Origin of the sequence: Galbibacter pacificus, from assembly GCF_029603165.1 — a bacterium.
In the GTDB taxonomy this organism is placed as follows: domain Bacteria; phylum Bacteroidota; class Bacteroidia; order Flavobacteriales; family Flavobacteriaceae; genus Galbibacter; species Galbibacter pacificus.
Map to the genome: position 1 here is coordinate 212,847 of NZ_JAQSVC010000004.1, position 25,154 is coordinate 238,000.

The window sequence follows — 25,154 nt, forward strand, 5'->3', positions numbered from 1 at the left end:
CTATACAAAACTTCTAAAAACGGTATACCGCAATAAATACTCAAATATTAAGAGCCCGCATGCCAGTAAAGCAAACATTCTAAATTTCTCTTGGTAATTGTAATATTTAAATTCTTCTATATCTGTTTTTTCCAATTTATTTATTTCTTCATAAATCTCCGATAGCTTTTCATTGTCGGTCGCCCTAAAATACCTGCCACCGGTTTCGTCGGCTATGCTTTTAAGCAGCTCTTCATCAATCTCCACTTTGCTCATTCCGTACCTATAGCTTCCGTCGGGATTGTAGGCAATTGGCGAAAGCGCCATGCCGTTGCTCCCCAGGCCAATGGTATAGGTTTTTATGCCATATTCTATTGCTAGACTTGCAGCGGTCTGGGGCTCTATAAAACCCGAATTATTTACGCCGTCTGTCAGCAATATTATTACTTTGCTTTTGGCCTTACTATCCTTTAAGCGGTTTACCGATGTTGCCAGCCCCATCCCAATGGCCGTACCATCTTCAAGCTGCCCGTATTTTATATCGTTAAGCGACCTCAACACAATGGCCTTGTCGCTTGTTATGGGTGTTTTGGTAAAACTTTCGCCAGAATACACCACCAGCCCAATACGATCGTTTACACGTTCTTTTATAAATTCTGCCGCTACTTTTTTTAATGCTGCCAGCCTATTAGGCTTCAAATCGCGTGCCAACATACTCGAAGAAACATCGATTGCCATAACAATATCGATCCCCCTTGTTGTTTTGGTACGGGTAGAAACATCTTCGGTTTGCGGTCTTGCCATTGCCGTAATTAATGCTGCCAAGGCCAACAACCTTAAAATAAACAGGCCCGGCTTTAATTTGGCAAGGATAGACGGCGATCCCTTAAACCCTTTTATACTGGATATTTTTAAGGAAGCCGTTTCTTTTTTACGTTTAAAAATATACCATACAATAGCCAGTGGAAGCAATAAAAACAACCAAAAGAACTGTGGATTTACAAATTGAACATTCTCAAACATCTAGCTTTCCGTTTTAAAATCTATTGAATTGGTAATTTTGTTTACTATTTCATTGGCGTACAAATCGGCCTTATCATAGACCATAATTACCTGTTCGAAACCACCGTTTTGCACAAAACTTAAAATTATATAGGCGGCCTCTCTGTTTTTCCTGGTTTCGGGGTTTTCTATTTCCAGTGTACCAAAAACCTTATTTCCTTCTTTCCCGGTAGGGATGGTAAGCCCTTCTTGCTTTACAACCATATTTTTTGCCCCCGCCTTTTCTACTTGGGCTATAGCGGCATCAATTGCTTTCTTTGCATCAAAATCGGCCTCTTTTTTATAAGTCGACACACTCACTTGAACAAAGAAACCGTTATGCATGCTCCCCGACGAGAATACTTGGTGACTATTGGTTCCAAGGGCTTCTCCTTTTGGTGTTCCCGTTTCTCTTTTTAACACCTTGGGCGTTTCTATATAAATAGCGGGAAAACCATAAGAACTGCCCACCCATTCACTTTCAAGCAACGATTTGGTAGGATGGCCAAAAACGGAGTCTTTTACACTGGAAAAGCCATATTTGTATATAAAAACTCCTAAAACCAGCACCAGCACAACTGCTCCCGATGCAATGGCATATTTAATCTGTTGCTTTTTCTTTTTCTGTTTAAAAGCTTCTACGTATTCTTCTTGCTCCATCAATTCTTCTTCGGTTGGCTCGGGCAAGGCTTCTTTTGTTTTTACAACGATATGCTCGATGGTTTTCCGGTCCCTGTCAATAATGGTATTTTCGGGAGTGGATTTTGCAAATTTCACCAAATCGGCAGTTTGTAAAACGTTTTTAAATTGTTTAATGGTATCGTCGTCGATCTTTAAACTTCCCGAATCGCGCAGAAGCTCCATTTTTGTTATCAATTCATCCGTCGTGCTTTCCATGGCCGAAATATGGACATCGTCTTCCAGGTACGAACGGACAATGTTGGTTAATTCTGTATAGTATTCTTTGTATTCTGATTGAATAAGGTATTTGGACTCGTCCAGTTTTTTAAGTTCGGCCAAAGCACGGTCGTACGGGGGTAAGAGCGCAATTTTTTCTTCTTCGGTCAATGGCTTTTTTCTAAAAACAAACCAATATAGCAATCCGCCTACAATGGCCGCCGCAACAATTCCCAGCAAAAGCCATTTCCACCAATCGCCCATTGGTTTATCTACTTGCGCCAGCCCTTTTATATCGTACATTTTTTGTTTGGTAGTATCTACAGCAACTGTATTTACTTCAATTTTTAATGAATCGGTAAAATAGGGTTTATTGTTGATCATTATTTGCTGGCGTGGCAACGTATAATGCCCGGAATCGAATTGAGTGAGGGCATATTTTTTTATTAAATTGAATTTATCCTGATTGATAAGCGTATCTGTAGGAAGTACTTCAACTACTTCCAACGGCATAAAGGTCTGTCCTTCTGGAAAAATAACCTGCGCAGTAGTATCGGTTTCAACTTCTATCTTAAAATGAACCTGCTCCCCAATTTTAATAGTTGTTGAATCTACCGAAGATTTTACCCGGGGCGTAGACTGGGCAAAAGCACTCATTGTTATGGCACAAAAAAGCATAACAAACAAAAATGCCTTTACTTTTGCCTGCAATGATATTTCAACACCCTTTTTATTAAAAAACAAATCTGTCATTCTTATTGTAAAAAATCGTTTTTATCCTCTTCGTTTAAAATATCCCAATAATTTTTTCACATAGCTTTCGCCTACACGGCTGCTCAGTGCCCCGGCACCGCTTTTGGTAAATATGTTTTGAAAATAGCTTACACGGTCTTTATAATGTTGCCCGTACTGGTCTCTCACTTTTTTAGATTTGGTGTTTACAAGCATTAATTCTCCGGTTTCTGCATCTTCCATTTGGACAAACCCGATATTTGGGATGTTTTCTTCTTTTTCGTCGTAAATTCTAATGCCCGTAATATCATGTTTATTGGCGGCTATTTTTAAAGCCTGCTCATAGTCGTTGGCCATAAAATCTGAAAGCAAAAAGCATATTACCTTTTTTTTACTGACACTCGACATAAACCGAAGTGCTTGGTTGATATCTGTGTTGTGGTTTTCAGGCTCGAACTCAATTAATTCCCTGATAATCCTAAGTACGTGAAACCTTCCTTTTTTTGGCGGTATGTATAATTCTATTTTATCCGAAAACAATATCAACCCAATTTTGTCATTGTTCTGCATGGCAGAGAAAGCCAATGTAGCCGATATTTCTGTGATGATTTCTTTTTTAAATTGATTGGTAGTCCCAAAAAGCTCGGATCCACTTACGTCTACCATCAGCATCATGGTAAGCTCCCGTTCTTCTTCAAAAACTTTCACAAAAGGTTCGTTGTAACGTGCGGTAACATTCCAGTCTATATTGCGCACATCGTCTCCAAATTGGTAATTGCGCACCTCGCTAAATGTCATTCCGCGACCTTTAAAGGTAGAATGGTACTCGCCGCCAAAAATATGATCGCTCAACCGGCGGGTTTTTATTTCAATTTTCCTAACCTTTTTTAGTAGTTCTTTAGTATCCATTTTTCGATTTAAGATTTAAACCTACGATTTATGATTTTAACGACCAGCGATTTCCCAAACCATAAATCATTGTGCACTGTTCCAAAATCTTATGGTACTTCTATTTCGTTTACAATTTTATTTATAATCTCTTCAGAAGTTATGTTTTCGGCTTCGGCTTCATAGGTAATCCCCACCCTGTGTCGCAGTACATCGTGAACCACGGCACGGACATCTTCTGGGATTACGTACCCCCTTCTTTTAATAAAGGCATAACATTTGGCCGCCGTAGCTAAGTTGATGCTCCCCCTTGGAGATGCCCCAAAACTGATGAGCGGCTTCAATTCGGATAAATTATATTTTTCGGGATAACGTGTTGCGAAGATGATGTCCAAGATATATTTTTCAATCTTTTCATCCATATATACTTCCCTAACCGATTCTTGTGCCCTTATTATCTGTTCGATGGTAACCACTTGATTTACCTTGTCGAACTCGCCTTTTAAATTGGCACGGATAATTAATTGCTCTTCGTTCAACTTAGGGTAATTTATTACTGTTTTCAGCATAAAACGGTCTACCTGAGCTTCGGGAAGCGGGTATGTCCCTTCTTGTTCTACCGGGTTTTGCGTGGCCATTACCAAGAATGGCTTATCCAGGATAAAGGTTTCGTCGCCAATGGTTACCTGTTTTTCCTGCATGGCTTCCAAAAGAGCCGACTGTACTTTAGCGGGGGCACGGTTAATCTCATCTGCCAAAACAAAATTTGCAAAAATAGGCCCTTTTTTTATGGAGAAGTCGTTTTCCTTAATATTGTATATCAAAGTCCCTACCACATCGGCAGGTAAGAGGTCTGGCGTAAATTGTATCCTGCTAAAAGTACCATGGACTGCCTTGGATAAAGTATTAATAGCCAGTGTCTTGGCAAGTCCGGGAACACCTTCCAGTAAAATATGTCCCTGCCCCAATAAACCAATTAACAATCGTTCTACCATGTGCTTTTGCCCCACAATGACCTTGTTCATTTCTAAGGTTAAAACATCTATAAAAGCACTTTCTTTTTCTATTTTTTCATTAATAGCATTAATGTCTAATGTAGTATTTTGCTCCATTTATGTTAATTTTTTAAGGCGTTAAGATAACACCAACAATAATATGACGCAAATTGAAAATTTATTTAGACTGACGCTGTTAACAATTGGTTAAAAAATAAAGAGCAGCCTAAAGATTAGGCTACTCTTAGTATTTTTTTTGTAGTTTATTAACTATTGAAGGGTAATATCGCCTACGGCGGTTGCTTCTCCGTCTACAACTTCTACGGCTTCAATGCTCATTTCCCCAAAGGCTGATCCTTCGGCAGGAGTTAACGTTAAAATATATGTTCCTGCTGGAACGCCTTCTAAGGTAAATGCCCCATCTGCGTTTGTATCGGCAGAAACAACTTCATCATCTACAATTACAGAGGCTGTTACGGTTGTATCGGCATTTATTACCGTTCCTGTAATGCTTCCTCCGGTTACTGCTTCCAGCTCGATAGAACCTATATCGGCCACTTCACCGTTTTCTACGGCTACATCTGGAACCGTTACCTCAGCATAACCAGATGCTTCATCGGGGGTTAAAACCACTTCGTAAGTTCCGGCAGGCACGCCGTTCAACACAAAAATACCGCTATCGTCCGTGTAGGTTGTAATGGTATCTTGTTCTTCGGTTACTACCGAAGCCAATACTTGGTAATCTGTTGGAACAACAGCACCGGCAATTCTACCCGAATTTACTTCGGTACTTGCATTGATAACAGGCTTTAAAATATATTTCCCTGATTCTCCTGCTTCTACCACAGATTTTTCGGCATCAAAGTCTAAAATAATTTCATACGAATATCCGCCGTCCAGTTCAACATCGTCGAATTTGATCTTTAACCCTGACTGCTCGGCACTTGGCGTATCCAATGGAAGTTCCTCTCCATCAACTACTACGGTATTATTGTCCCCCAATACCAAACGGAGTTGTTCAATTTCGCCCGCTGGAATTTCGTTTTCGGCCAAAATCACACTGGCCCCACCGGTAAGTTCCAACAAATCGTATACTCCTGCATTAATTTCCCCGATACTTTCCCAACCACTTTCGTCGTCATCGGTACGGTTTATCAATACATCTTGAATATCTACATTTACTTTTTCATAATCTCCCGGCGCGTCTACTAACCTCACGGTTACGTTAGACATTTCATCAGAAGGGATATCTGTGTTGGTATCATCATCATCACTACAACTGGTTGCAACAAATAATATTGCTAATAACATAAGTAGGCTGCTCGACAATCTTCTAAGATTTTTCATAAATAGGTTTATTTAATTAATATTTAAGTTTTAAGAACACCTTGCGCAAGCGGTCTGCTATTATCTACGGGAGCTTAACACCTTATAGATGTTAACGAATGTTAAGATTGATTGTTAAATAATGATGCTTTATATTTTTCCGTAATTTAGATTAACGGGGTTCTATTTTTAAAAATCACCTTAACTTACTGCAAACGATACTGTTTACAGATTTCGGGATGACCTTATTTGAGAAGAAAGATAAACCCCTTCAGCAAAAAAAATGAGCATGAAAAATAAAATTGCACTTATTACCGGCGCCACAAGTGGTATTGGCAGGGCCACGGCCAAAGTATTTGCCAACAATAACATTGATTTAATTCTTTGCGGAAGAAGGACCGACCGACTTGAGAATTTAAGACTGGAACTTTCAACTTTTGTAAAAGTGCACATCCTGCAATTTGACATAAGGGATAAAGATACCGTTTTAGAGGCCATAAAAACCCTTCCCGAAGAATTTAAAAAAATAAATATTTTAATTAACAATGCCGGGAACGCCCATGGACTGTCGCCTATTGACAAAGGCGATATCGACGACTGGGATGCCATGATGGATATAAACGTAAAAGGGCTTTTGTACGTATCTAAGGCGGTAATCCCCGGAATGGTACAACAAAAATCGGGACATATAATCAATATTGGGTCTACGGCCGGAAAAGAGGTATATCCCGGCGGCAATGTGTATTGTGCCAGCAAACATGCGGTAGATGCCATTAACCAAGGAATGCGCATAGACTTACATGCCCACGGGATACGTGTTGGCGCCGTAAACCCTGGTTTGGTGGAAACCGAATTTAGCAAGGTCCGCTTTAAAGGCGACACAGACCGGGCCAATGCCGTATATCAGGGTTTTACGCCTTTAACTCCTGAAGATATTGCCGAAATAATCTACTTTACCATTTCACGACCGCCACATGTTAATATTGCCGACCTTATCGTAATGCCTACCGACCAGGCCACCAGTACGATTGTAAACAAAAATTAGCAACTGTTTTTTTAAGGTGCGGATCCTATTTATAATGAAAAAAGAAAGTAAAATGCCATAGTTCTTTTGCTTTACACTTCAACTTTATATCTTTAGAGGGAACTCTTTATGCATACATTGCTATTATGATTAATAAACGTCTCTTGGTAAAAAACCTATTGGCTCACAACGATGAGAATAGTTTTTACGATAAAAAGCGTTTTATAAATATCGGGGACAAGGAAGGCAAGGCAAAGTTTATAAAACATTTATGTGCCTTGGCAAATTCCAACCCCAAAAACAATTCTTTTATTGTTGTGGGCGTTGAGGATGAAGACAATAAAATTGTTGGGGTCGATTTTTTTGACGATAGTAAAATCCAGAATTTGGTAAATGCCTACATTGACAATGCCCCCATTGTCTCTTATGAAAACATTTATTTTCCCCAGCTCCCAGAAGGAAAAGTGGTTGGATTGGTTACCATTAGGTCTTCGGGCAAACTCGCGGCACTTAAAAAAAACATCTGGAAATATTGGGGCGGTTCTGTTTTTTTTAGGGACGGAAGCATGAGCATGCCCAAAGTATTTGATATTGAAATAAAAGATACCAATTCTGCCATTGTTGCCGAAATAGAACAACATGCCAAAAACAACATCGAGCTTACCCTGGACGGGGTTATTGATTTTTTGAACAACAAACACGCCGATTTAAGCTCTAGCTACAAGGTTTTTAAGGAGCAGTTTGTAGTATGCTGGGCGGGCATAGAAAAAAAGGTGAAAGATAAAACATATTATTCCCGGGTTGATATTGAACTTATAAACGAACAGGTAAAATTATTTTATTCGGCTTTGGATGAAGTTGAAATAAATTATGACGACAATACTTTTTCTACCACAGAATATGTACAACTTGGCTTGAACAACCATAAAAAGTTCTATCCATTGGAAAAGGTTGAAATCTGTTTTCATGACAATGGTTCATACAAAATAGACAGCACGTTGATATTCGAGCCCCCGCAATACGATAGAAAAATGCTATATCATATTTTTAATACCAACAACACTATTTTAGAAAAACTAAAAAAAGGGCTTCCATTAAACAATCAGGACGAAAAAGATTTAAAAAACATTCCTGCCACGCACTTAATTTGCTATTTAAACGGGTTTAACGGTGCCAAACAAATGTTGGAAGATTACCGCTGGTACGTAAAAGAACACAACAAAGATGTGTATGCTTCGTTAAAAGAGGCTTTGCGTATTTTAAGAAAAGTAGATTATTCATAGCCGGCCAAGCCCCAAAAGAGCCAGATTACCTCCTGATGCCATCTACTTTTGTTTATATTTTCACATAATCTTTATTTTATTACGCCATTAATTCTTCAAAAGATTTTTTTATTGTCCGAGCCCCATTCCCAATCTTAAATTGTAATTTCACACTAAATATGGTTTAACTGATTTTAAAAAATTATAAATGAACGGAAGAACGTTGGTCATTGGCGATATACACGGTGCTTACAAGGCATTAAAGCAAGTTATGGAAAGAGCGGGGGTCTCTCCAAAAGACCGTCTTGTTTTTTTGGGCGATTATGTGGATGGCTGGAGCGAATCGCCGGCGGTAATTAATACGCTAATTGAGTTACGGGATACCAATAAATGCATTTTTATTAAAGGAAACCACGATGCCCTTTTTCTGGATTGGCTTCAAACGCATAAAAAAAACGAAGCCTGGCTGTTTCATGGCGGGCAGGCAACTGTTGATGCCTACGATAAACTGGACAAAGCAATGTTACGCATTCATTTAAATTTTTTGGAATCGTTGGAAAATTATCATATCGATGGGCAAAACAGGTTGTTTGTACATGCGGGATTTACCAATGCGCATGGAGTTGCGAACGAATATTTTCCAAAAATGGCTTATTGGGACCGTTCTTTATGGGAAATGGTACTGGCCATGGATAAAAACTTAACAGAAGACAACATGTTTTATCCGCAACGGTTGCGTCATTACAGCGAAATTTATATTGGGCATACACCCACCATCCGTATTGGGGAGACCATTCCCGTAAATATCGACAAAGTTTGGAACATAGACACCGGGGCCGCTTATAAAAGTCCGCTTACCATTCTGGACGTAGATACCAAAGAATATTGGCAGAGCGACAATGTAAACGAGCTGTACCCAAATGAAAAAGGGAGAAACTAAAAAAGGCATTGCTTTTCAACAATGCCTTCTTTTATTTTGGTTGGTTAGTTTATCGTTTTATTTTCCTCCTTTAAGTTCGTCTTGCCATTTTAAAAGCTCCGCCCATTTACCTTCATACGCAAGTTGAGCCTGTTTTGGCCATGTCCCGGGCCGGTGTATCTCAAAGGCTTTTCCTCCCGAATCTAAGATTTCCTGACATTTTTCCACCCTACATTCAGACAGGGCCTTCCAGGTAACAATACCGTGCTTTTGAAATAATTTTTCAATTTTAGGGCCTATGCCTTCAATAATTTTTAAATCGTCTTGTTTAATCGCTTTTCCAAAAACCGATTTTGCCAGGCCGGCATCAAAAGGAATAACGGCAACTGCGGGCTGCGTTGATAATTTAGACCTGCAATCTGCCAGATCGGCTTCCAGTTTTGCATATTTTTTCTTCCAGGCATCTATTTCGGCATTATTGTTTCCGGAAGATAGCCTTCCTAATAAATAACCTAATATGGCACAAATAAGGCCTACAATTAACGGGATAATCAAACACCAGTTCATAATGTATTTAAATTTTGGATGGTTAGTGTTACTATTTTATTGTTATTACGGTTCTTCTATTTTCGGCACGGCCTTCTTCCGTATCATTGGTTGCAATGGGTTGCTCTTGTCCTTTGGATACCGTAACTATTTCTTCGGATGGGATTCCGTTTTTAACTAAATACGCCTTTATAAATTCGGCCCTGTTTTTTCCTAAAACCATGTTTTGTTCGGCATTTCCGGTATTATCTGTATGCCCGACAATCAAAACCGAAACATCGTCTACTTTATCCATTGCCCTAACGATATCCTGATATTTCAAGCGTTGTTCTTCCGATAAGGAAATAGTACTCTTGCCGGTATCGAAATACAGCACGATTGGATTTTCTTTAATATTTTTTACAATGAGTTCGGCATCTTTTACATTGGCGTCGTTTGTTATTAAAAATGAAACCGGGCCAACATATATACTATCCTGTTTTGGAAGCCCGTCTTGCAATTCTCCAAACGTATTGATTTTTTTAGATGATATTCCTTGTGCTATTAAATGATTTTTTACGGCATTTGCACGGGCCAATCCTAAGTTTGGAAATGCAGAATTATTGGTTTCGGAATTTTCGTAATATCCGGTAACATTTACAAATTTTGAAGCATCGTTGCCTACATACTCCTTTAATTGCATTACCCCATCTTCGACCCCTTGTTCAAGCGGCCTTAAAATAATAAAATCGGAAGCGTTAAAATTAAAATTATCGTTGGCCTCATAATTAAAGCTCCCGGTACTGTCTATAATAATAAGCGGATTTACAACCGGGGCTTTCTCTTCCACAACTACCACTTCGTCGATTTCCACTTCCTCGGTGACTATATCACAACATAAAACCCAATTAAAAAAAGAACCAATGATTATAGTGAGCAAGATCCCGATTATGTACAGAGACTTCATAATTACAGATGGTTGATTAATAGTTTCTTACACTCAAATTTAACTTTTTTTTTGTATAAATGGCATATTTTGTTAAAAAACTTTATATCAAACAGTTATGATAATTATAAAATAACATGAGATTGCATAAAATTTTGTATCTTTAATTAAGGTTCCAAAGAAATTTTCACACTTCTTAAGCGTATTTTATTTAGCTTACCAAATATTTAACAGACCAACCTAAAAAACTGAATATCAACAACTAAGAACAATCAAATAATTGATATTAAAGGATTAATTGTAGAAATTTTTAAAAGTATTCGTGTTTAGAATAAAGAAATACGATATTTACCACCTTTAAAATAAAGAAGTATGTCACTGCACAACATAAGACTTGAGGTAATGCAAACCATAGAAAAGAGGGTAGACTCTTTTCTGGAACAGTACCTTATACCTGTAGATCAAATATGGCAACCTACCGATTTCCTTCCAGACTCACAAAGCGAAAACTTTTATGAAGAAGTAAGGCAGATAAGAGGCGAAGCCCAAGAACTTGGGTACGACTTTTGGGTAGTTTTGGTTGGCGACACCATTACCGAAGAAGCACTTCCCACATACGAATCTTGGTTAATGGATGTTGAAGGCGTAGACCAACATGCCCGTAACGGCTGGTCTAAATGGGTACGCCACTGGACTGCCGAAGAAAATAGGCACGGGGATGTTTTAAATAAGTACCTATACCTGTCTGGCCGTGTTGACATGAAAGAAATTGAAAAAACCACGCAGCACATGATTGCCGATGGTTTTGATATTGGAACCGGAAGAGACCCCTATAAAAACTTTATTTATACGTCTTTTCAAGAACTGGCAACCAATATTTCGCATAAAAGAGTGGGGCAATTGGCCAAAAAAAGAGGCAATAAAATGCTGGCAAAAATGTGCAACGTTATTGCGGGCGATGAAATGAGGCACCATTTGGCCTATCGTGAATTTGTGAAAATTATTTTTGATTACGACCCCAGCGAAATAATGATTGCCTTTGCAGATATGATGAAAAGAAAAATTGTTATGCCTGCACAGTTTGTACGCGAATCTGGCGACCAAATTGGGAGTGCCTTCGAAAATTTCTCGAATGCCGCACAAAGACTGGGCGTTTACACCACTTTTGATTATATAGATATTCTACAGCGACTTAACCAATATTGGGAAATCGACAAAGTAAGGGAATTAAACGATAAGGCCGAAAAAGCCAGGGATTACCTGGTTGCTTTACCCGATCGATTAAAAAGGATTTCCGAAAGAATGGCAGTTCCACAAGATCCCCATATTTTTAAGTGGGTCGAGGCAAACGGGGTATTATAAAAATATATAGACCGCCACAAATAAAAAATTGTGGCGGTCTTTTTTTTGAATTTTATCTAATATCCTGTGAGGTTTCCTACAGATCGAATTTAATTCCTTGTGCCAAAGGCAACTCTATGGTATAATTAATAGTGTTGGTCTGTCGCCTCATATAAACTTTCCAAGCGTCGGAACCGCTTTCGCGGCCGCCGCCGGTTTCTTTTTCACCGCCAAATGCACCACCAATTTCTGCTCCGCTGGTACCTATGTTTACATTTGCTATTCCACAATCCGAGCCTTGATGCGACAAGAAATACTCGGCTTCCCGTAAATTATTGGTCATAATAGCCGAAGAAAGTCCTTGAACAACCCCGTTTTGTAGTTCAATGGCATTTTCTATGCTTCCGTTGTATTTCATTAAGTATAAAATGGGTGCAAAAGTTTCGTGCTGTACAATTTTATAATCATTTTTTGCCTCGGCAATTGCGGGCTTGACATAACAACCGCTTTCGTAACCATTTCCTTCAAGCTGGCCACCTTCAACCAAAATAGTCCCACCTTCTTCCTGTACTTTTTTAAGGGCGTCTAAATAATTGTTTACGGCATCTTTATCGATCAATGGGCCAACATGGTTGTTTTCGTCCAACGGATCTCCTATCCTTAGCTGTTTATAGGCATCTACAATGGCATTTTTAACTTCTTCGTAAACAGCTTCATGTACAATTAATCTTCTGGTGGAAGTACAACGTTGCCCGCAAGTTCCAACCGCACCAAATACTGCACCGATAACCGTCATTTTAATATCGGCATCGGGGGTAACAATAATGGCGTTGTTTCCGCCAAGTTCCAACAACGATTTCCCCAATCTGGCCGCTACTGCCTGCGCTACTATTTTCCCCATGCGTATAGATCCCGTAGCCGAAACCAATGGTACTCTTTTATCGTCGGTGAGCCACTCGCCTACTTTATAGTCTCCTGTAATTAAACACGATATTCCTTCCGGAAGGTTGTTTTCCTTAAGCACTTCTGCAATTAATTTTTGGCAAGCAACTGAGACAACCGGGGTTTTTTCTGATGGTTTCCAAATGCACACATCGCCACAAACCCATGCAAGGGCAGTATTCCATGACCATACGGCCACAGGGAAGTTAAATGCCGAAATAATGCCTACAACCCCCATGGGATGCCACTGCTCGTACATGCGGTGCCCTGGGCGCTCCGAATGCATGGTTAAACCATGAAGTTGGCGCGAAAGCCCAACTGCAAAATCGCAGATATCTATCATTTCCTGTACTTCTCCCAAACCTTCTTGATAAGATTTTCCCATTTCATAGGAAACCAATTTACCAAGCGCCTCTTTATTTGCCCGGAGTTTGTCTCCAAATTGCCTAACCACCTCCCCTCTTTGTGGGGCCGTAACTTTACGCCATTCCTTAAAGGCCTTTTCGGCCGTGCCTATTACTTTTTCATAATCTTCTTTGGTAGTTGCTTTTACTTGTGCAATGGTTTGCCCATCAACCGGAGAAACAGAAACAATTGCGCTACCGCCAGAAAACCAGTTGCTTCCCGTTGAAGTTCCGTTGTTAATGGTTTCCAGACCGAGTTGTTGTAATGTTTCAGATATTTTTGAAGTCATTTCAATCATCATTTTTATAACTTTTTATGTTGTTTTTGTTTCAAATTTCACTAAATATATGAATTCTTTATGGAAAGCATTCATATCTATCTATAAACCTTCATTTTGAGTTTATACTAGCTCTTGTAAAATTTCTTTGTATCCTTCAAAAATACTTATAAATGGTTTGGCGGGTGAATAAATGATAGTATTTTTGCTTCTTATTTTAAAGCAATCTAAATAAAAACAGTAAATGAAACATATTGTCCTGCTTTGCCTGTTAATGGCTAGCTTAGGCTACGCCCAACAGCCAATAGTAAATGGAAATGTAACCGACGAAAATAACATTTCGGTTCCGTATGTATCTGTTTTGGTAAAGGAAACCCAAAAGGGAACAACCACAGATAATAATGGGGATTACGAAATAGCTTTGCCCAAAGACGGAAGTTATACGCTACAGTTTTCGGCCATAGGTTATGAAACCATCAGTAAAAAAATAAATGTTGTTTCTTCTTCAAGACTCGAACTTAACATAATACTGAATGAAACATTGGAAGAATTAAATGAAGTTGTAATTACTTCCAACAGGACGCGCGAAACACTGGACGAAGTACCTTCATCGGTTTCAGTTTTATCTTCCAGACAAGTACAAACCCTTGCCCAGACCAGTAATAGCGTAGCCGATGTTTTGACCGAAATTCCAGGGATAGCACTCAGCACAAACCAAACCAGTAGCGTAGGCCAAACGCTTAGGGGTAGAAACATGCTTGTGCTAATAGATGGGATTCCGCAATCTACGCCTTTAAGAAGGGGCGGCAGGGACATTAATACTATTGATCCAAGCACCATAGAACGCATAGAGGTTATAAAAGGCGCTACCGCCATTTATGGGAATGGTGCCGATGGCGGAATTTTAAATTACATCACGAAAAAACCTAAAACCGGAAAAAAAATTGAAAGCACGACAACCATTGGCGCAGAAGGTTCGTTGGTAGATATCGACAATACCGTAGGCTCAAACATTACTCAAACTTTTGCTGGCCACCTCAACAAAATAAAATATGTTGCCAGCGGAAGTTTTAGGCAGACCGGTGTCTACAAAGATTCGGACGGAGTTGTTATGTCTCCTTATTATGGCTTGGGGGAAACCAGCCAATACAGTTTGTTTGGAAAGATAGATTATTCTATTACAGACAAACAGTCTATTGAGTTGATGTATAATTATTTCAGCAGCAATCAAGACACGCAATATATTGCCCAATTAGGAGAATATGGGGTAACCCCCACAATTGGTGTACTTGGCGAAGATCCGGGCGAAGACCAAGGAAATCGTTACAACCACAATGTACAACTTACCTATGATTATGAACAGATTTTTAAGAACACTGATTTTAGGTTGAATCTTTATCTTCAGGATTTTAAAACCGTTTATGGGTATACCGATAGTTTTTACGACCCCAATCTTGGGTACGACGGCGGACAATCCAGTATTGTTTCAACTAAAAAAGGGGCCCGTTTTAATTTTAAAACCTCTTATGCCTTCGGAAGCGTAACTGGCGATTTATTGTATGGCTTGGATGCACTAAACGACAATACTTCTCAACTGCTGGTCGATGGCCGTGCATGGGTTCCGGAAATGGACATGAAAAACCTTGCCCCTTATGCACAATTAAAAACCCTATATGGCAACTTTGTGTTTAAGGCGGGAATCCGTTTCGAAAACATTAAAATAGACATCCCGAGCTATGTAACCCTTGAAAGATACAATCTTGGGGAGACAACGCCAAACAGTGGCGGCGTGGCTATTGAAGGCGGTGAACTGGATTATAACGCAACAACATTTAATGTTGGATTAAGATACAACAAATGGTCTATTTTTAAACCGTTTGTTAGCTTTTCGCAGAGTTTTTCTATAGCCGACCTGGGCAGAACTTTGCGCTCTGCCACCGAAAATACGGTTAGTCAGATTAATTCTGAAGCCGTTATTGCCAATAATTACGAAGTTGGTTTTAATAGCCGGCTAGGGAAAACCCGCTTAAGCGGTGCATATTTTATAAGCACCTCCGATTTAGGCTCAACATACAGCGAAACCGAAAGCGGTGCTTTTGAAATTTTACGCCAGCCCGAAAAAGTTTATGGGTTTGAACTTGCCCTGGACACCGAATTGCTACGAAATCTGGATTTTGGTACTTCCGTATCGTATACCGAAGGTAAAATTGACAGCCAAGACAATGGAAATTACAACACATACATGGGCGGCGACAGAATACCACCCATAAAGACCGTAACTTATCTGGCTTACAATTGGCAGAACAAATTTGATGTAAGACTATCTTATATCTACAGCGGTGATAGAAATAAATTTGATCCAAACGATAACGGAGATTATACCTACGGAAAAGGTCCAGTGGAAAGTTTTAATATTGTAAACCTAACCTCGCATTACCAGCTAACTCCTTCAACCAAAATAGGGCTGGGTATAAGAAATTTATTCAACGAAGATTATTACAATTTAATAGCTCAATGGGCCGCGAGGGACGGAGATTACATAAAAGCCAACGGAACGCAGTTCAATCTTTCTTTAACTGTAAACCTTTAATGTAAAACATCTTTTGTGAACAACAGAGTACTTTTAAAATATCATTCTGTTTTCGGAATTATAGCCGGTATTTTCTTATGCATTCTAGGAATTACCGGTTCTATTTTAATTTTTAACGAAGATTTCGATTCCAAAACATTTAAAGAGTGCAAAGTTGATGCTTCATCAGATGTTTTACATCTCGATTTGGCCATTGCCAATATCCAACAGGAATTTCCCAACTGGAATACGCGTATTATTCATTTTAAAAAGGGAGAAACCATTGTTTTTAATATAAGGCGCCCAGACGCCAGAAGATTGGTATTCGTACATCCGGAAACAGGCAACATAATAGGCAATATCGACGAAAATGCCCTTTTTACCAAATGGCTTTTAAAGCTCCATTACTCTTTGCATGCTGGATTAATTGGTAGGTTTTTGGTCTTGTTTGCAGGCATATGTTTTTTATTGTCCATACTCACGGGCATTGTATTGTACCGAAAAGTAATTATAAAAACACTGTTGTTTAAAACAAAGGTCAAAACTGCCAACAAACGTTCTTTTTATTCTGCCATGCATAGGTATGTTGGGGTCTGGGCACTAATATTGAATTTAATTTTAGTGATAACAGGAATATTTTTGGCCTATAAAGTAGTCCAGTCTGGCATGGTTACTGCCAAAACCCCAGCATCGCCTTTAGTAACAGCTTCTTTAGAAAAATCTCTGAAAAACATTCAAGACAATACTCCCGATTTTAACGCCACCTATATCCGGCTTCCATCGACCAAAGAAGGGACCATAACCGTAAACGGAACATTTGCCAACGATCCTTTTTTTTATAGCCAGTACTACAACAAAATCCAGTTAGATTATGCAACCGGGGCCATTGAACAAATTGTAAAAACCAAAGAACAGCCATTAGTATATAAGCTCAACAGCATGATTTTACCCTTACACTTTGGTCAATATGCCGGGATTTTTGGTAAAATACTATATGCTTTTATTGGTTTATCGGGGCCTTTTCTATCTATAACGGGGTACTTTATTTGGTATATCAGAAGAAAACAATAAACTATCTGGACGCAAGTATAAAAACCTAATCTTCTCCTACCACATATCGTTCGTCAACGGGCATTACGGTTCCACAGTTATCACAGGTCCTAAGAGATTTGTCGTTATAGAAATGCTTAAAATGTTTTAAAAAATCTTTTTCAATGTCGTTTAAAGGAAAATAAACCTCATAAAGTCTATGGTTGCAATTATCGCAATACCACAATAACCCATCTTTAATATGGAGGTCTTTTCGTTTCCGTTCAACCACAAGGCCAATCGAACCTTCTTTGCGTATGGGAGAATGCGGTACTTTGGCGGGGTGCAGATACATATCTCCCGGGCCAAGCTTCATTATGTGCTTTTTACCCCCGTCCTGTACATGAACTTCTATATTCCCCTCGATTTGATAGAAAAGCTCTTCGGTTTCGTTATAATGGTAATCCTTACGGGCATTTGGCCCGGCAACCACCATAACGATATAGTCATCGGCTTCTTTGTACAGGTTTTTGTTTCCCACGGGCGGTTTCAGCAGATCCCTGTTTTCTTCTACCCATTTATTTAAATTGAAAGGTTTTTTGATAGCCATTTTTTTGAACATTGATTATTTAAACAACAAAAATTTTATTTAAAATTAATCAACTCCCCGTTAAGAAAGAAAATAACGTCTGCTTTTTTTGATATTGATTTTATTTGGACGGCGATTTGTAAAAAATCTGCGTGTAATACAATGTCCCTTTGGCATCTTTTGCAACCGAAACTGCCGTATGTGTATAGTTGCCAATTATATTTTTATGATGCCCTTTACTGGAAATCCAACCCGATACAACCGATTGGGCATCCGGATAATTTTTGGCCACATTCTCTGAGACCGCTTCAGCCTGGGTAGATTTTGATAAAAGTGTTGCCCGACCTTCAAAATTATTATGGTTTATATTTCCGGTACTTACCATATATTGGGTTTGCTCGGCAGCATATTTATAAATACTGGCATCGTATTCCAAACTGTTCAACCCCTCTTTGTTTCTATACTTGTTTACCTCATCGATAACGGCGGCTTCAAGCTCGGGATTGGTGTTGGCCGTAACATATTCCTGCTCCAATTCCCCCACTTCTTCATTAGAGCACGACAACATTACAATGCATATTGCAAAAATATATTTTTTCATACCTGATACGTTTTAAACGGTCATGTATCAGAAAAGGGGCCGTAAAATCTCATATTTCCTTTAAAGAATTGAAATTATTCTTATAAAAGAAAAAGTAATGAAGTTGGGAAAAGAATTGGGAATAAACTATTTTAGTATCGTAATACCGTAAATATAACGAAGTTTCATGAAAAATATTGCTAGTCTTTTTCTTCTGATATTGCTTTTTTCGTCCTGCAACCAAAAAACACCTTCAAATACTCAAAAACCTAGCCCAGCCCCAACCGAAGAAAGCAATAAAAGTAACTTCGGAATTGTTATTCACGGTGGTGCCGGTACTATTTTGAAAAAAAACATGACCGATTCGATGGAAACGGCCTACAAAGCAAAATTGGAAGAAGCCATAAAAACCGGTTATGCTATTTTGGAAAAAGGCGGGAGCAGCCTTGATGCAGTTCAAAAAACCATCAATGTTCTGGAAAATTCACCCCTTTTTAATGCCGGGAAAGGAGCTGTCTTTACCAATGATGGAAAAAACGAGCTCGACGCTTCCATTATGGACGGCAAGACCCTAAACGCCGGAGCTGTTGCCGGGGTAACCACGGTAAAAAACCCTATCGACCTGGCCAGGGCCGTTATGGAAAATTCAGACCATGTAATGTTTGCAAGGGAAGGTGCCGAACAATTTGCAAAAGAACAGGGAATCGAGCTGGTTGACTCCTCTTATTTTTATACCGAAAACAGAATGAAAACCTTAAAACGGGCACAGGAAAGAGAAAAAGTAGCGCTTGACCATGATGACAAAACTGCTTTTTACGACCCATATGTTAAAGATGAAAAATTTGGGACTGTTGGCTGTGCCGCATTGGACAAAAATGGGAATCTTGCCGCTGGAACTTCGACTGGAGGAATGACCAATAAGCGCTGGGGGCGCGTGGGCGATTCACCAATTATTGGTGCGGGAACCTATGCAAACAATAAAACATGCGCTATTTCTTCTACCGGATGGGGCGAATACTTTATTCGTGGGGTTGTAGCTTACGATATTTCTGCCATGATGGAATATGGCGGGAAAAGTTTACAGGAAGCCGCCCAAACCGTTATTCAGCAAAAATTGCCGGAACTAGGTGGCGATGGCGGCATTATTGCCATAGACCATGAAGGAAATGTGGCCATGGAGTTTAATACTGCCGGAATGTACCGTGCAACCATGAATGCCAAAGGCGAACTATACATCGGGGTTTATGGCGAATAAAGCAAAACATACAGAACATTTATAAAAAAATCGATTAATTAGAGGGTAAAAATATTTATTCTGATGTACTTTTACCTCATATAAAGCATTTTTTATGTCAACCAAAAAAGTACTTTTCTTCCTATTGGCCATCTTACTTATTGGCTGTAAAAACAAAAAAGAGGACATCCAAGCACAAAAAGAAAATCTGTTTAAGTACAGGGCCTATATCTCTGACGTTTCCCCGGGGATTATTTCGGCAAAAAGCGATGTCCGCGTAGTTTTAAAAAATCCGGTAAGCAGCCTAAAAGACAATATGGTCTTGGATGATGATATTTTAAAGGTATCTCCACAAACCAAAGGAAAAGTAATGGCCCTAAACAACCAGACCATTGCTTTTATTCCTGAAAAAGGTTTTAAACAAGACACCGAATATACTTTTTCGTTGGACCTTGAATCGCTTATCGACGACATTTCTTCAGACCTTGAAACGTTTACTTTCAAGGTAAAAACCTTTAAACAACAATTTAACATCACCACAGACAATCTCCAGTCGTACAACAAAGACTGGCAATACCTCAACGGGACCCTCCGCAGTAGTGATGTAATGAACCTTAAAACGGCCAAAAACCTGGTAACGGCCTATCAAAACGGCAAAGAACTCACCATTAAATTTGATGAAACCGTAAAAGAAGGAACGCAAATCCCTTTTAAAGTAGACAGCATTCAACGCTACGAAGAAGATTCTGAAATCGATATCCATTGGGACGGCAACAATGTAAAAATCCATGACAAAGGAGATGCCGTAATTAAAATTCCCGGGAAAAACAATTTCACCATTATAGACATAAACACATATGAAGGCGAAAACCAATACCTGGAAATAAACTTTTCCGATCCGCTTAAAAAATCTCAAAATGTAAAAGGGCTTGTAACACTTGAAAATGCAGACGATTTAAAATTTATTATCGATGGTAATATTTTAAAGGTATATCCACAACAGCAAATAAAAGGCAGTGTAAACCTAAGTGTCTTTCAAGGAATTGAAAGTACCGATGGTTACAAGCTAAAAAACATTTTTAGTGAAAAAGTTGCCTTCGAGCAGCTAAAGCCTCAAGTAAGGCTTCTTAGCAGTGGCAATATCCTGCCTTCTTCAAATAACTTAAAAATAAATTTTGAGGCCGTAAACCTAAAAGCGGTAGATGTTACGGTTATTAAAATATACAAAAACAATATCTTGCAGTTTCTTCAGAATAACGACTTAAATGGTACGGGAAACCTGAGGAGCGTAGCAAGACCAATTGCCAGAAAGGCGCTTCAGCTACAGAGCAACCTTACCAAAAATACCGGAAATTGGCGGGCTTATGCCATCGATTTAAGAGAACTTATTAACCCCGACCCAGGAGCCATTTACCGCGTAGAATTTTCCTTTGGAAGAAAATACAGCGCTTATTCATGTACAGACCCCGAAGACAAAGAGTCTTTTGAACTGAATGATTTTGAAGATTTTGATGAAGAAATGGCCTCCACCAATCAATGGAACCCCACAGACGATTCTTATTATTACGATGATTATTACTACGATTATAACTGGGACGAAAGAGAAGATCCGTGCAGCAATTCTTATTATTACGACAAAACGATAAAAACAAATGTAATTGCCAGCGATATTGGACTTACCGTGAAAAAGGGGAAAAACGAAAGTTATTTTGTAAGTGCCAATGATATTGTAACTACAAATCCGTTGCCAGGCACCAAAGTTACCTTTTACAATTACCAGCAACAGCCTATTGGATACGTAATTACCGAAACATCGGGAACTTCTATTTTTGATTCCGAAACTCCTGCCTATTTTGCAATTGCAGAACGAAACAAACAAAAAACATACATTAAGCTAAACGACGGGAACGCCTTATCGGTAAGTAAATTTGATGTTTCCGGTGCCGAGCTTCAAAAAGGGCTTAAAGGCTTTATATATGGCGAGCGTGGTGTATGGCGCCCTGGCGATACCTTGTTCCTTAATTTTATCCTGAACGATAAAAACAGCCCCATTCCAGCATCGCATCCGGTAAAATTCGAGCTTACCGACCCTTATGGAAAAATTGTCCATAAAGAAATAAAAAACAGCAGCATTGGCGGGTTCTATAATTTCAAAGTGGTAACCAGCCCCAATGCCCCAACCGGAAATTGGCTGGCCAAAATACAAGTGGGAGGCGCCTCGTTCTCTAAAAGCCTAAAAATTGAAACCATCAAGCCAAACCGCTTAAAAATAAAGGTCGATTTTGAAGATGAAATTTTAAGTCCGCAAAAACCCATTAACGGCAACATGGCGGTAATATGGTTGCACGGTGCCATTGCCAAAAATTTAAAAAGTGATATCCAAACAAGGTTTACCGCTACAAAAACTACTTTTGACGGGTACCCGAATTATGTTTTTGACGACCCCACGCGCAAGTTCAACACAGAAGACCAGACCGTTTTTGACGGCAAAATAAATGCCGAAGGAAAAGCCAGCTTTAACCTTGTGCCACAATTAAAAGGAAAAGCTCCCGGAATGCTTAAAACCACTTTTATTACCAAAGTTTATGAAGATGGAGGGGATTTTAGTACCGACGTATTTTCTAAAACCTATTCCCCATACAGCACATACGTTGGTCTTAGGGTTCCCGATGGCGATGCTAGAAGAAATATGCTTTTAACAGATAAAAAACACACTTTTGAAGTGGCAACCGTTGACAAAGACGGAAAACCAAAAGCAGTAAAAAATATTAAAGTATCCATCTATAAAATAGACTGGCGCTGGTGGTGGGATACTTCAGAAGATAACCTCTCCAGTTTCAACGGAAGCAATTACCAAGATGAAGTTTTTACCTCAACATTCAATACGGATGCCAATGGAAAAGCCAATTTTAAATTCGAATTAAAATATCCTGAATGGGGGCGCTATTTGGTACGCATAGAAGACCCCGAAAGTGGTCATGCCACTGGAGAAACAGTTTATTTTGATTGGCCGGGATGGGCGGGAAAATCCAAAAACCAAGACCCAGAAGCAGCAACCATGCTTGTTTTTTCTTCTGATAAAGATACCTACAACGTTGGGGAAAAAGCAACGGTTATTTTTCCTTCAAGTGAAGGCGGTAGAGCTTTGGTAACCGTAGAAAACGGAAGCGAAGTGCTTAAATCCATGTGGGTAATCCCTGAAAAAGACGAAACTAAATTTGAATTGCCGATTGAAGAATTATATACTCCGAACATTTATATACACATTTCGTTAATCCAACCCCATGCTTCTACGGTAAACGATGCCCCCATTCGTATGTATGGTGTAATTCCGATAACGGTTAACAACCCGGAAACAATTTTAAAGCCTACCATTACCATGCCCAATAGTTTGAAACCGGAAGAACGTTTTAAAATTAAGGTCGGCGAAAGCAACAACAAGCCAATGACATATACCATTGCCGTTGTAGACGAAGGGCTGCTGGACCTAACCCGTTTTAAAACTCCAAATCCGTGGGATACCTTTTTTGCCCGGGAGGCTTTAGGCGTAAAAACCTGGGATGTATACGATGATATTATTGGCGCATTTGGTGGCCGTATCGATCAAATTTTCAGTATTGGTGGAGATGGCATGGCTGCTGGGGCAAAAAACAAAAAAGCCAACCGGTTCAAACCCATGGTGGTATATTTAGGCCCCTATCAGTTAAAAGAAGGTGAAACAAATACACATACCATTAGCGTTCCAAAATATATTGGTTCGGTAAGGACAATGGTAATTGCTGGAAATATTAGTGAAAATGCCTACGGAATTACCGAAAAAACAACGCCTGTAAAAAAACCATTAATGGTATTGGCTTCGGCACCAAGAAAAATTACGCCCAAAGAAACAGTTACTTTACCGGTAACGGTTTTTGCCATGGAAAAAAACATTAAAAATGTGACCGTGAGCATTAAAAAGAACAAAGCCTATAAGATTATTGGCGAAAGTAGTAAAACTATTTCTTTTAGCCAGCCCGATGAACAAATGGTGTATTTTGATGTACAGGTAAATCAAATTACAGGTATTGGCGAAGTAGAGGTCCAAGCCACTTCCAACGGAGAAAAGGCTTCGTATAAATTAGAACTGGATGTGGTAAATCCAAATCCGTTTACAACTTCCGTAAAGGATATCACTTTAGAAGCAGGTGCCAAACAAGAATTTGCCCTAGAAACTTTTGGGATTGATGGCAGTAACAGTGCACAAATAGAATTTTCTACGCTTCCGCCCATGAATTTCACGGGCCGTTTGCAATACCTCATTCAATACCCGCACGGATGTGTTGAGCAGACAACGTCTTCTGTTTTTCCACAACTATATTTGAACGATATTTTTGATTTGACCTTTGATAAGAAAAAGAAAGTTCAGCAAAATATTGAAAAAGCAATCAATAGGTTGAGCAATTTCCAGTTGCCAAATGGCGGTTTTTCGTATTGGATGGGACAAAACCAAGCCAATGAATGGGGAACATCGTACGCCGGACATTTTTTGTTGGAAGCCGAACAAAAAGGATATGTGCTTCCCATTGGTTTTAAATCGAAATGGACACAATACCAACAACAACTGGCAAAACAATGGCGAAACTCCGATTACAGCTCGAGCCTTAACCAAGCATACCGGCTTTATACATTGGCTCTGGCAGGAAACCCCGACGTTTCTTCCATGAACCGCTTACGGGAAACACCTAGCATCTCTAATGAAGCCAAGCATAGATTGGCAGCTGCATATGCCCTTATTGGCCAACAACAGGCAGCTACATCTATTTTTAAAGAGGCAAATATTAGCTTCGAGCCTGTTAAATACGATTATTACACATATGGTTCTACCGAAAGAAATGAAGCCATGGCACTAGAAACCCTTGTGCTCCTTAAAAATAAAAACGAAGCACAGCAAATAGCCAAGACCGTGGCCAAGAACCTGGCATCTCAAAAATGGATGAGCACCCAAACCACTGCATATTGTTTGCTTTCCATGGCTAAGTTTGCCGAATATATAGGAGGAAAAGGCATTACTGCATCGTTTACGGTAAATGGTAGTAACAATAAGGTAGAAACCGAAAAGGTATTGGCAAACAGAGCACTTGAAATCCATAAGGGGAGCAATCCCGTCAACATAGAAAACAAAAAAGACGGAACCCTGTTTGTACGTGTAATCTCTACCGGAAAACTCCCTGTTGGGGAAGAAAAAACAGAACAACGCAACCTTAAAGCAATTGTAGCATATAAAGGCCGCGATGGTAAAAACATTGCTATAGATAAACTTACACAAGGCACAAATTTTATTGCCGAGGTAACCATTACCAATGCCAAGGGCGATGCCATAAAGGATGTTGCCCTTACAGAAATATTCCCTAGCGGATGGGAAATTGTAAACACCCGTTTTACCGATTTTGGTTCTTTTGCCGACAACGATGCAAATTATACCGATATAAGAGACGACCGTTCCAATTTCTATTTTGACCTCAAAGGGAACGAAAGTAAAACATTCCGTATTTTGTTAAATGCATCATATTTAGGCAAGTACTATTTACCGGGAATACAATGCGAAGCTATGTACGACAATGATTTTATGGTAAGAACACAAGGTAAATGGGTAGAAGTAGTTCAATAAAATTCAG

At 39.3% G+C, this 25,154-nt stretch carries 18 protein-coding genes; 8 read left to right on the plus strand and 10 right to left on the minus strand.

What is annotated here, in order from left to right:
• The 5 genes from PSF86_RS12335 to PSF86_RS12355 all read right to left on the minus strand — a co-directional run bounded on the left by PSF86_RS12335 (position 1) and on the right by PSF86_RS12355 (position 5,879).
• On the minus strand, positions 1-1,002 hold the full coding sequence (locus PSF86_RS12335; protein WP_277900386.1) for a vWA domain-containing protein: 1,002 nt from the start codon (positions 1,000-1,002) through the stop codon (positions 1-3).
• A complete protein-coding gene (locus PSF86_RS12340; RefSeq protein ID WP_277900387.1) occupies positions 1,003-2,670 on the minus strand; it encodes a hypothetical protein in 1,668 nt (555 codons plus the stop codon). It abuts the gene before it with no gap.
• A 21-nt stretch (positions 2,671-2,691) separates the two neighbouring features.
• A complete protein-coding gene (locus PSF86_RS12345) occupies positions 2,692-3,558 on the minus strand; it encodes a DUF58 domain-containing protein (protein ID WP_277900388.1) in 867 nt (288 codons plus the stop codon).
• 89 nt (positions 3,559-3,647) lie between these two features.
• On the minus strand, positions 3,648-4,649 hold the full coding sequence (locus PSF86_RS12350) for an AAA family ATPase (protein ID WP_277900389.1): 1,002 nt from the start codon (positions 4,647-4,649) through the stop codon (positions 3,648-3,650).
• Positions 4,650-4,802: 153 nt separating this feature from the next.
• Positions 4,803-5,879 (minus strand): DUF4382 domain-containing protein, encoded by a 1,077-nt coding sequence (locus PSF86_RS12355; RefSeq protein ID WP_277900390.1) that lies wholly within the window; start codon positions 5,877-5,879, stop codon positions 4,803-4,805.
• Positions 5,880-6,147: 268 nt separating this feature from the next.
• Between PSF86_RS12355 and PSF86_RS12360 the strand changes: the two genes are divergently transcribed.
• From PSF86_RS12360 to PSF86_RS12370, 3 genes are all read left to right on the plus strand, one after another.
• Positions 6,148-6,903, plus strand: coding sequence for an SDR family NAD(P)-dependent oxidoreductase (locus PSF86_RS12360; protein WP_277900391.1), 756 nt, complete (start codon positions 6,148-6,150; stop codon positions 6,901-6,903).
• Between the two features lie 125 nt (positions 6,904-7,028).
• Positions 7,029-8,165 carry an ATP-binding protein gene (locus tag PSF86_RS12365; RefSeq protein ID WP_277900392.1) on the plus strand — a complete coding sequence of 379 codons (1,137 nt, stop codon included), beginning with the start codon at positions 7,029-7,031 and terminating at the stop codon, positions 8,163-8,165.
• A 187-nt stretch (positions 8,166-8,352) separates the two neighbouring features.
• Positions 8,353-9,084 carry a metallophosphoesterase gene (locus PSF86_RS12370; protein WP_277900393.1) on the plus strand — a complete coding sequence of 244 codons (732 nt, stop codon included), beginning with the start codon at positions 8,353-8,355 and terminating at the stop codon, positions 9,082-9,084.
• A gap of 57 nt (positions 9,085-9,141) precedes the next feature.
• On the opposite strand, the gene PSF86_RS12375 is transcribed toward PSF86_RS12370, so the two are convergent.
• Both PSF86_RS12375 and PSF86_RS12380 read right to left on the minus strand, forming a co-directional pair.
• On the minus strand, positions 9,142-9,630 hold the full coding sequence (locus PSF86_RS12375) for a helix-hairpin-helix domain-containing protein (RefSeq protein WP_277900394.1): 489 nt from the start codon (positions 9,628-9,630) through the stop codon (positions 9,142-9,144).
• A 31-nt stretch (positions 9,631-9,661) separates the two neighbouring features.
• Positions 9,662-10,555, minus strand: coding sequence for an OmpA family protein (locus tag PSF86_RS12380; RefSeq protein ID WP_277900395.1), 894 nt, complete (start codon positions 10,553-10,555; stop codon positions 9,662-9,664).
• 351 nt (positions 10,556-10,906) lie between these two features.
• Between PSF86_RS12380 and PSF86_RS12385 the strand changes: the two genes are divergently transcribed.
• Positions 10,907-11,896, plus strand: a complete 990-nt coding sequence (locus PSF86_RS12385; protein ID WP_277900396.1) for an acyl-ACP desaturase — start codon at positions 10,907-10,909, stop codon at positions 11,894-11,896.
• Between the two features lie 76 nt (positions 11,897-11,972).
• Here the strand turns inward: PSF86_RS12385 and amaB are convergent, their stop codons facing one another.
• On the minus strand, positions 11,973-13,511 hold the full coding sequence (gene amaB / locus PSF86_RS12390) for an L-piperidine-6-carboxylate dehydrogenase (RefSeq protein WP_407933331.1): 1,539 nt from the start codon (positions 13,509-13,511) through the stop codon (positions 11,973-11,975).
• Positions 13,512-13,743: 232 nt separating this feature from the next.
• Here amaB and PSF86_RS12395 point away from each other — a divergent pair, with 232 nt between their 5' ends.
• Both PSF86_RS12395 and PSF86_RS12400 read left to right on the plus strand, forming a co-directional pair.
• Positions 13,744-16,089 carry a TonB-dependent receptor gene (locus PSF86_RS12395; protein WP_277900397.1) on the plus strand — a complete coding sequence of 782 codons (2,346 nt, stop codon included), beginning with the start codon at positions 13,744-13,746 and terminating at the stop codon, positions 16,087-16,089.
• A 15-nt stretch (positions 16,090-16,104) separates the two neighbouring features.
• Positions 16,105-17,139 (plus strand): PepSY-associated TM helix domain-containing protein, encoded by a 1,035-nt coding sequence (locus PSF86_RS12400; RefSeq protein WP_277900398.1) that lies wholly within the window; start codon positions 16,105-16,107, stop codon positions 17,137-17,139.
• Positions 17,140-17,164: 25 nt separating this feature from the next.
• Here the strand turns inward: PSF86_RS12400 and PSF86_RS12405 are convergent, their stop codons facing one another.
• Both PSF86_RS12405 and PSF86_RS12410 read right to left on the minus strand, forming a co-directional pair.
• Entirely contained in the window at positions 17,165-17,707 is a 543-nt protein-coding gene (locus PSF86_RS12405; protein ID WP_277900399.1) for a 3-hydroxyanthranilate 3,4-dioxygenase, read from the minus strand.
• 100 nt (positions 17,708-17,807) lie between these two features.
• Positions 17,808-18,287 carry a CAP domain-containing protein gene (locus PSF86_RS12410; RefSeq protein WP_277900400.1) on the minus strand — a complete coding sequence of 160 codons (480 nt, stop codon included), beginning with the start codon at positions 18,285-18,287 and terminating at the stop codon, positions 17,808-17,810.
• A gap of 166 nt (positions 18,288-18,453) precedes the next feature.
• On the opposite strand from PSF86_RS12410, the gene PSF86_RS12415 reads away from it, so the two are divergent.
• Both PSF86_RS12415 and PSF86_RS12420 read left to right on the plus strand, forming a co-directional pair.
• Positions 18,454-19,521: an isoaspartyl peptidase/L-asparaginase family protein gene (locus PSF86_RS12415; protein WP_277900401.1), complete on the plus strand. Its 1,068-nt coding sequence runs from the start codon at positions 18,454-18,456 to the stop codon at positions 19,519-19,521.
• A 94-nt stretch (positions 19,522-19,615) separates the two neighbouring features.
• The gene (locus PSF86_RS12420; RefSeq protein ID WP_277900402.1) at positions 19,616-25,147 is read left to right on the plus strand and encodes an alpha-2-macroglobulin family protein; all 5,532 of its coding nucleotides are present in this window, start codon (positions 19,616-19,618) and stop codon (positions 25,145-25,147) included.
• Positions 25,148-25,154: the final 7 nt, after the last annotated feature.

Bases quoted from the DNA above. Each gene is read 5' to 3' on its own strand.
- PSF86_RS12405 (WP_277900399.1), bottom strand. From the start codon at position 17,707: ATGGCTATCAAAAAACCTTTCAATTTAAATAAATGGGTAGAAGAAAAC.
- PSF86_RS12420 (WP_277900402.1), top strand. From the start codon at position 19,616: ATGTCAACCAAAAAAGTACTTTTCTTCCTATTGGCCATCTTACTTATT.
- PSF86_RS12385 (WP_277900396.1), top strand. From the start codon at position 10,907: ATGTCACTGCACAACATAAGACTTGAGGTAATGCAAACCATAGAAAAG.
- PSF86_RS12415 (WP_277900401.1), top strand. From the start codon at position 18,454: ATGAAAAATATTGCTAGTCTTTTTCTTCTGATATTGCTTTTTTCGTCC.
- PSF86_RS12370 (WP_277900393.1), top strand. From the start codon at position 8,353: ATGAACGGAAGAACGTTGGTCATTGGCGATATACACGGTGCTTACAAG.
- PSF86_RS12345 (WP_277900388.1), bottom strand. From the start codon at position 3,558: ATGGATACTAAAGAACTACTAAAAAAGGTTAGGAAAATTGAAATAAAA.
- PSF86_RS12380 (WP_277900395.1), bottom strand. From the start codon at position 10,555: ATGAAGTCTCTGTACATAATCGGGATCTTGCTCACTATAATCATTGGT.
- PSF86_RS12395 (WP_277900397.1), top strand. From the start codon at position 13,744: ATGAAACATATTGTCCTGCTTTGCCTGTTAATGGCTAGCTTAGGCTAC.
- PSF86_RS12365 (WP_277900392.1), top strand. From the start codon at position 7,029: ATGATTAATAAACGTCTCTTGGTAAAAAACCTATTGGCTCACAACGAT.
- PSF86_RS12335 (WP_277900386.1), bottom strand. From the start codon at position 1,002: ATGTTTGAGAATGTTCAATTTGTAAATCCACAGTTCTTTTGGTTGTTT.
- PSF86_RS12410 (WP_277900400.1), bottom strand. From the start codon at position 18,287: ATGAAAAAATATATTTTTGCAATATGCATTGTAATGTTGTCGTGCTCT.
- PSF86_RS12360 (WP_277900391.1), top strand. From the start codon at position 6,148: ATGAAAAATAAAATTGCACTTATTACCGGCGCCACAAGTGGTATTGGC.
- PSF86_RS12350 (WP_277900389.1), bottom strand. From the start codon at position 4,649: ATGGAGCAAAATACTACATTAGACATTAATGCTATTAATGAAAAAATA.
- PSF86_RS12355 (WP_277900390.1), bottom strand. From the start codon at position 5,879: ATGAAAAATCTTAGAAGATTGTCGAGCAGCCTACTTATGTTATTAGCA.
- amaB (WP_407933331.1), bottom strand. From the start codon at position 13,511: ATGACTTCAAAAATATCTGAAACATTACAACAACTCGGTCTGGAAACC.
- PSF86_RS12375 (WP_277900394.1), bottom strand. From the start codon at position 9,630: ATGAACTGGTGTTTGATTATCCCGTTAATTGTAGGCCTTATTTGTGCC.
- PSF86_RS12340 (WP_277900387.1), bottom strand. From the start codon at position 2,670: ATGACAGATTTGTTTTTTAATAAAAAGGGTGTTGAAATATCATTGCAG.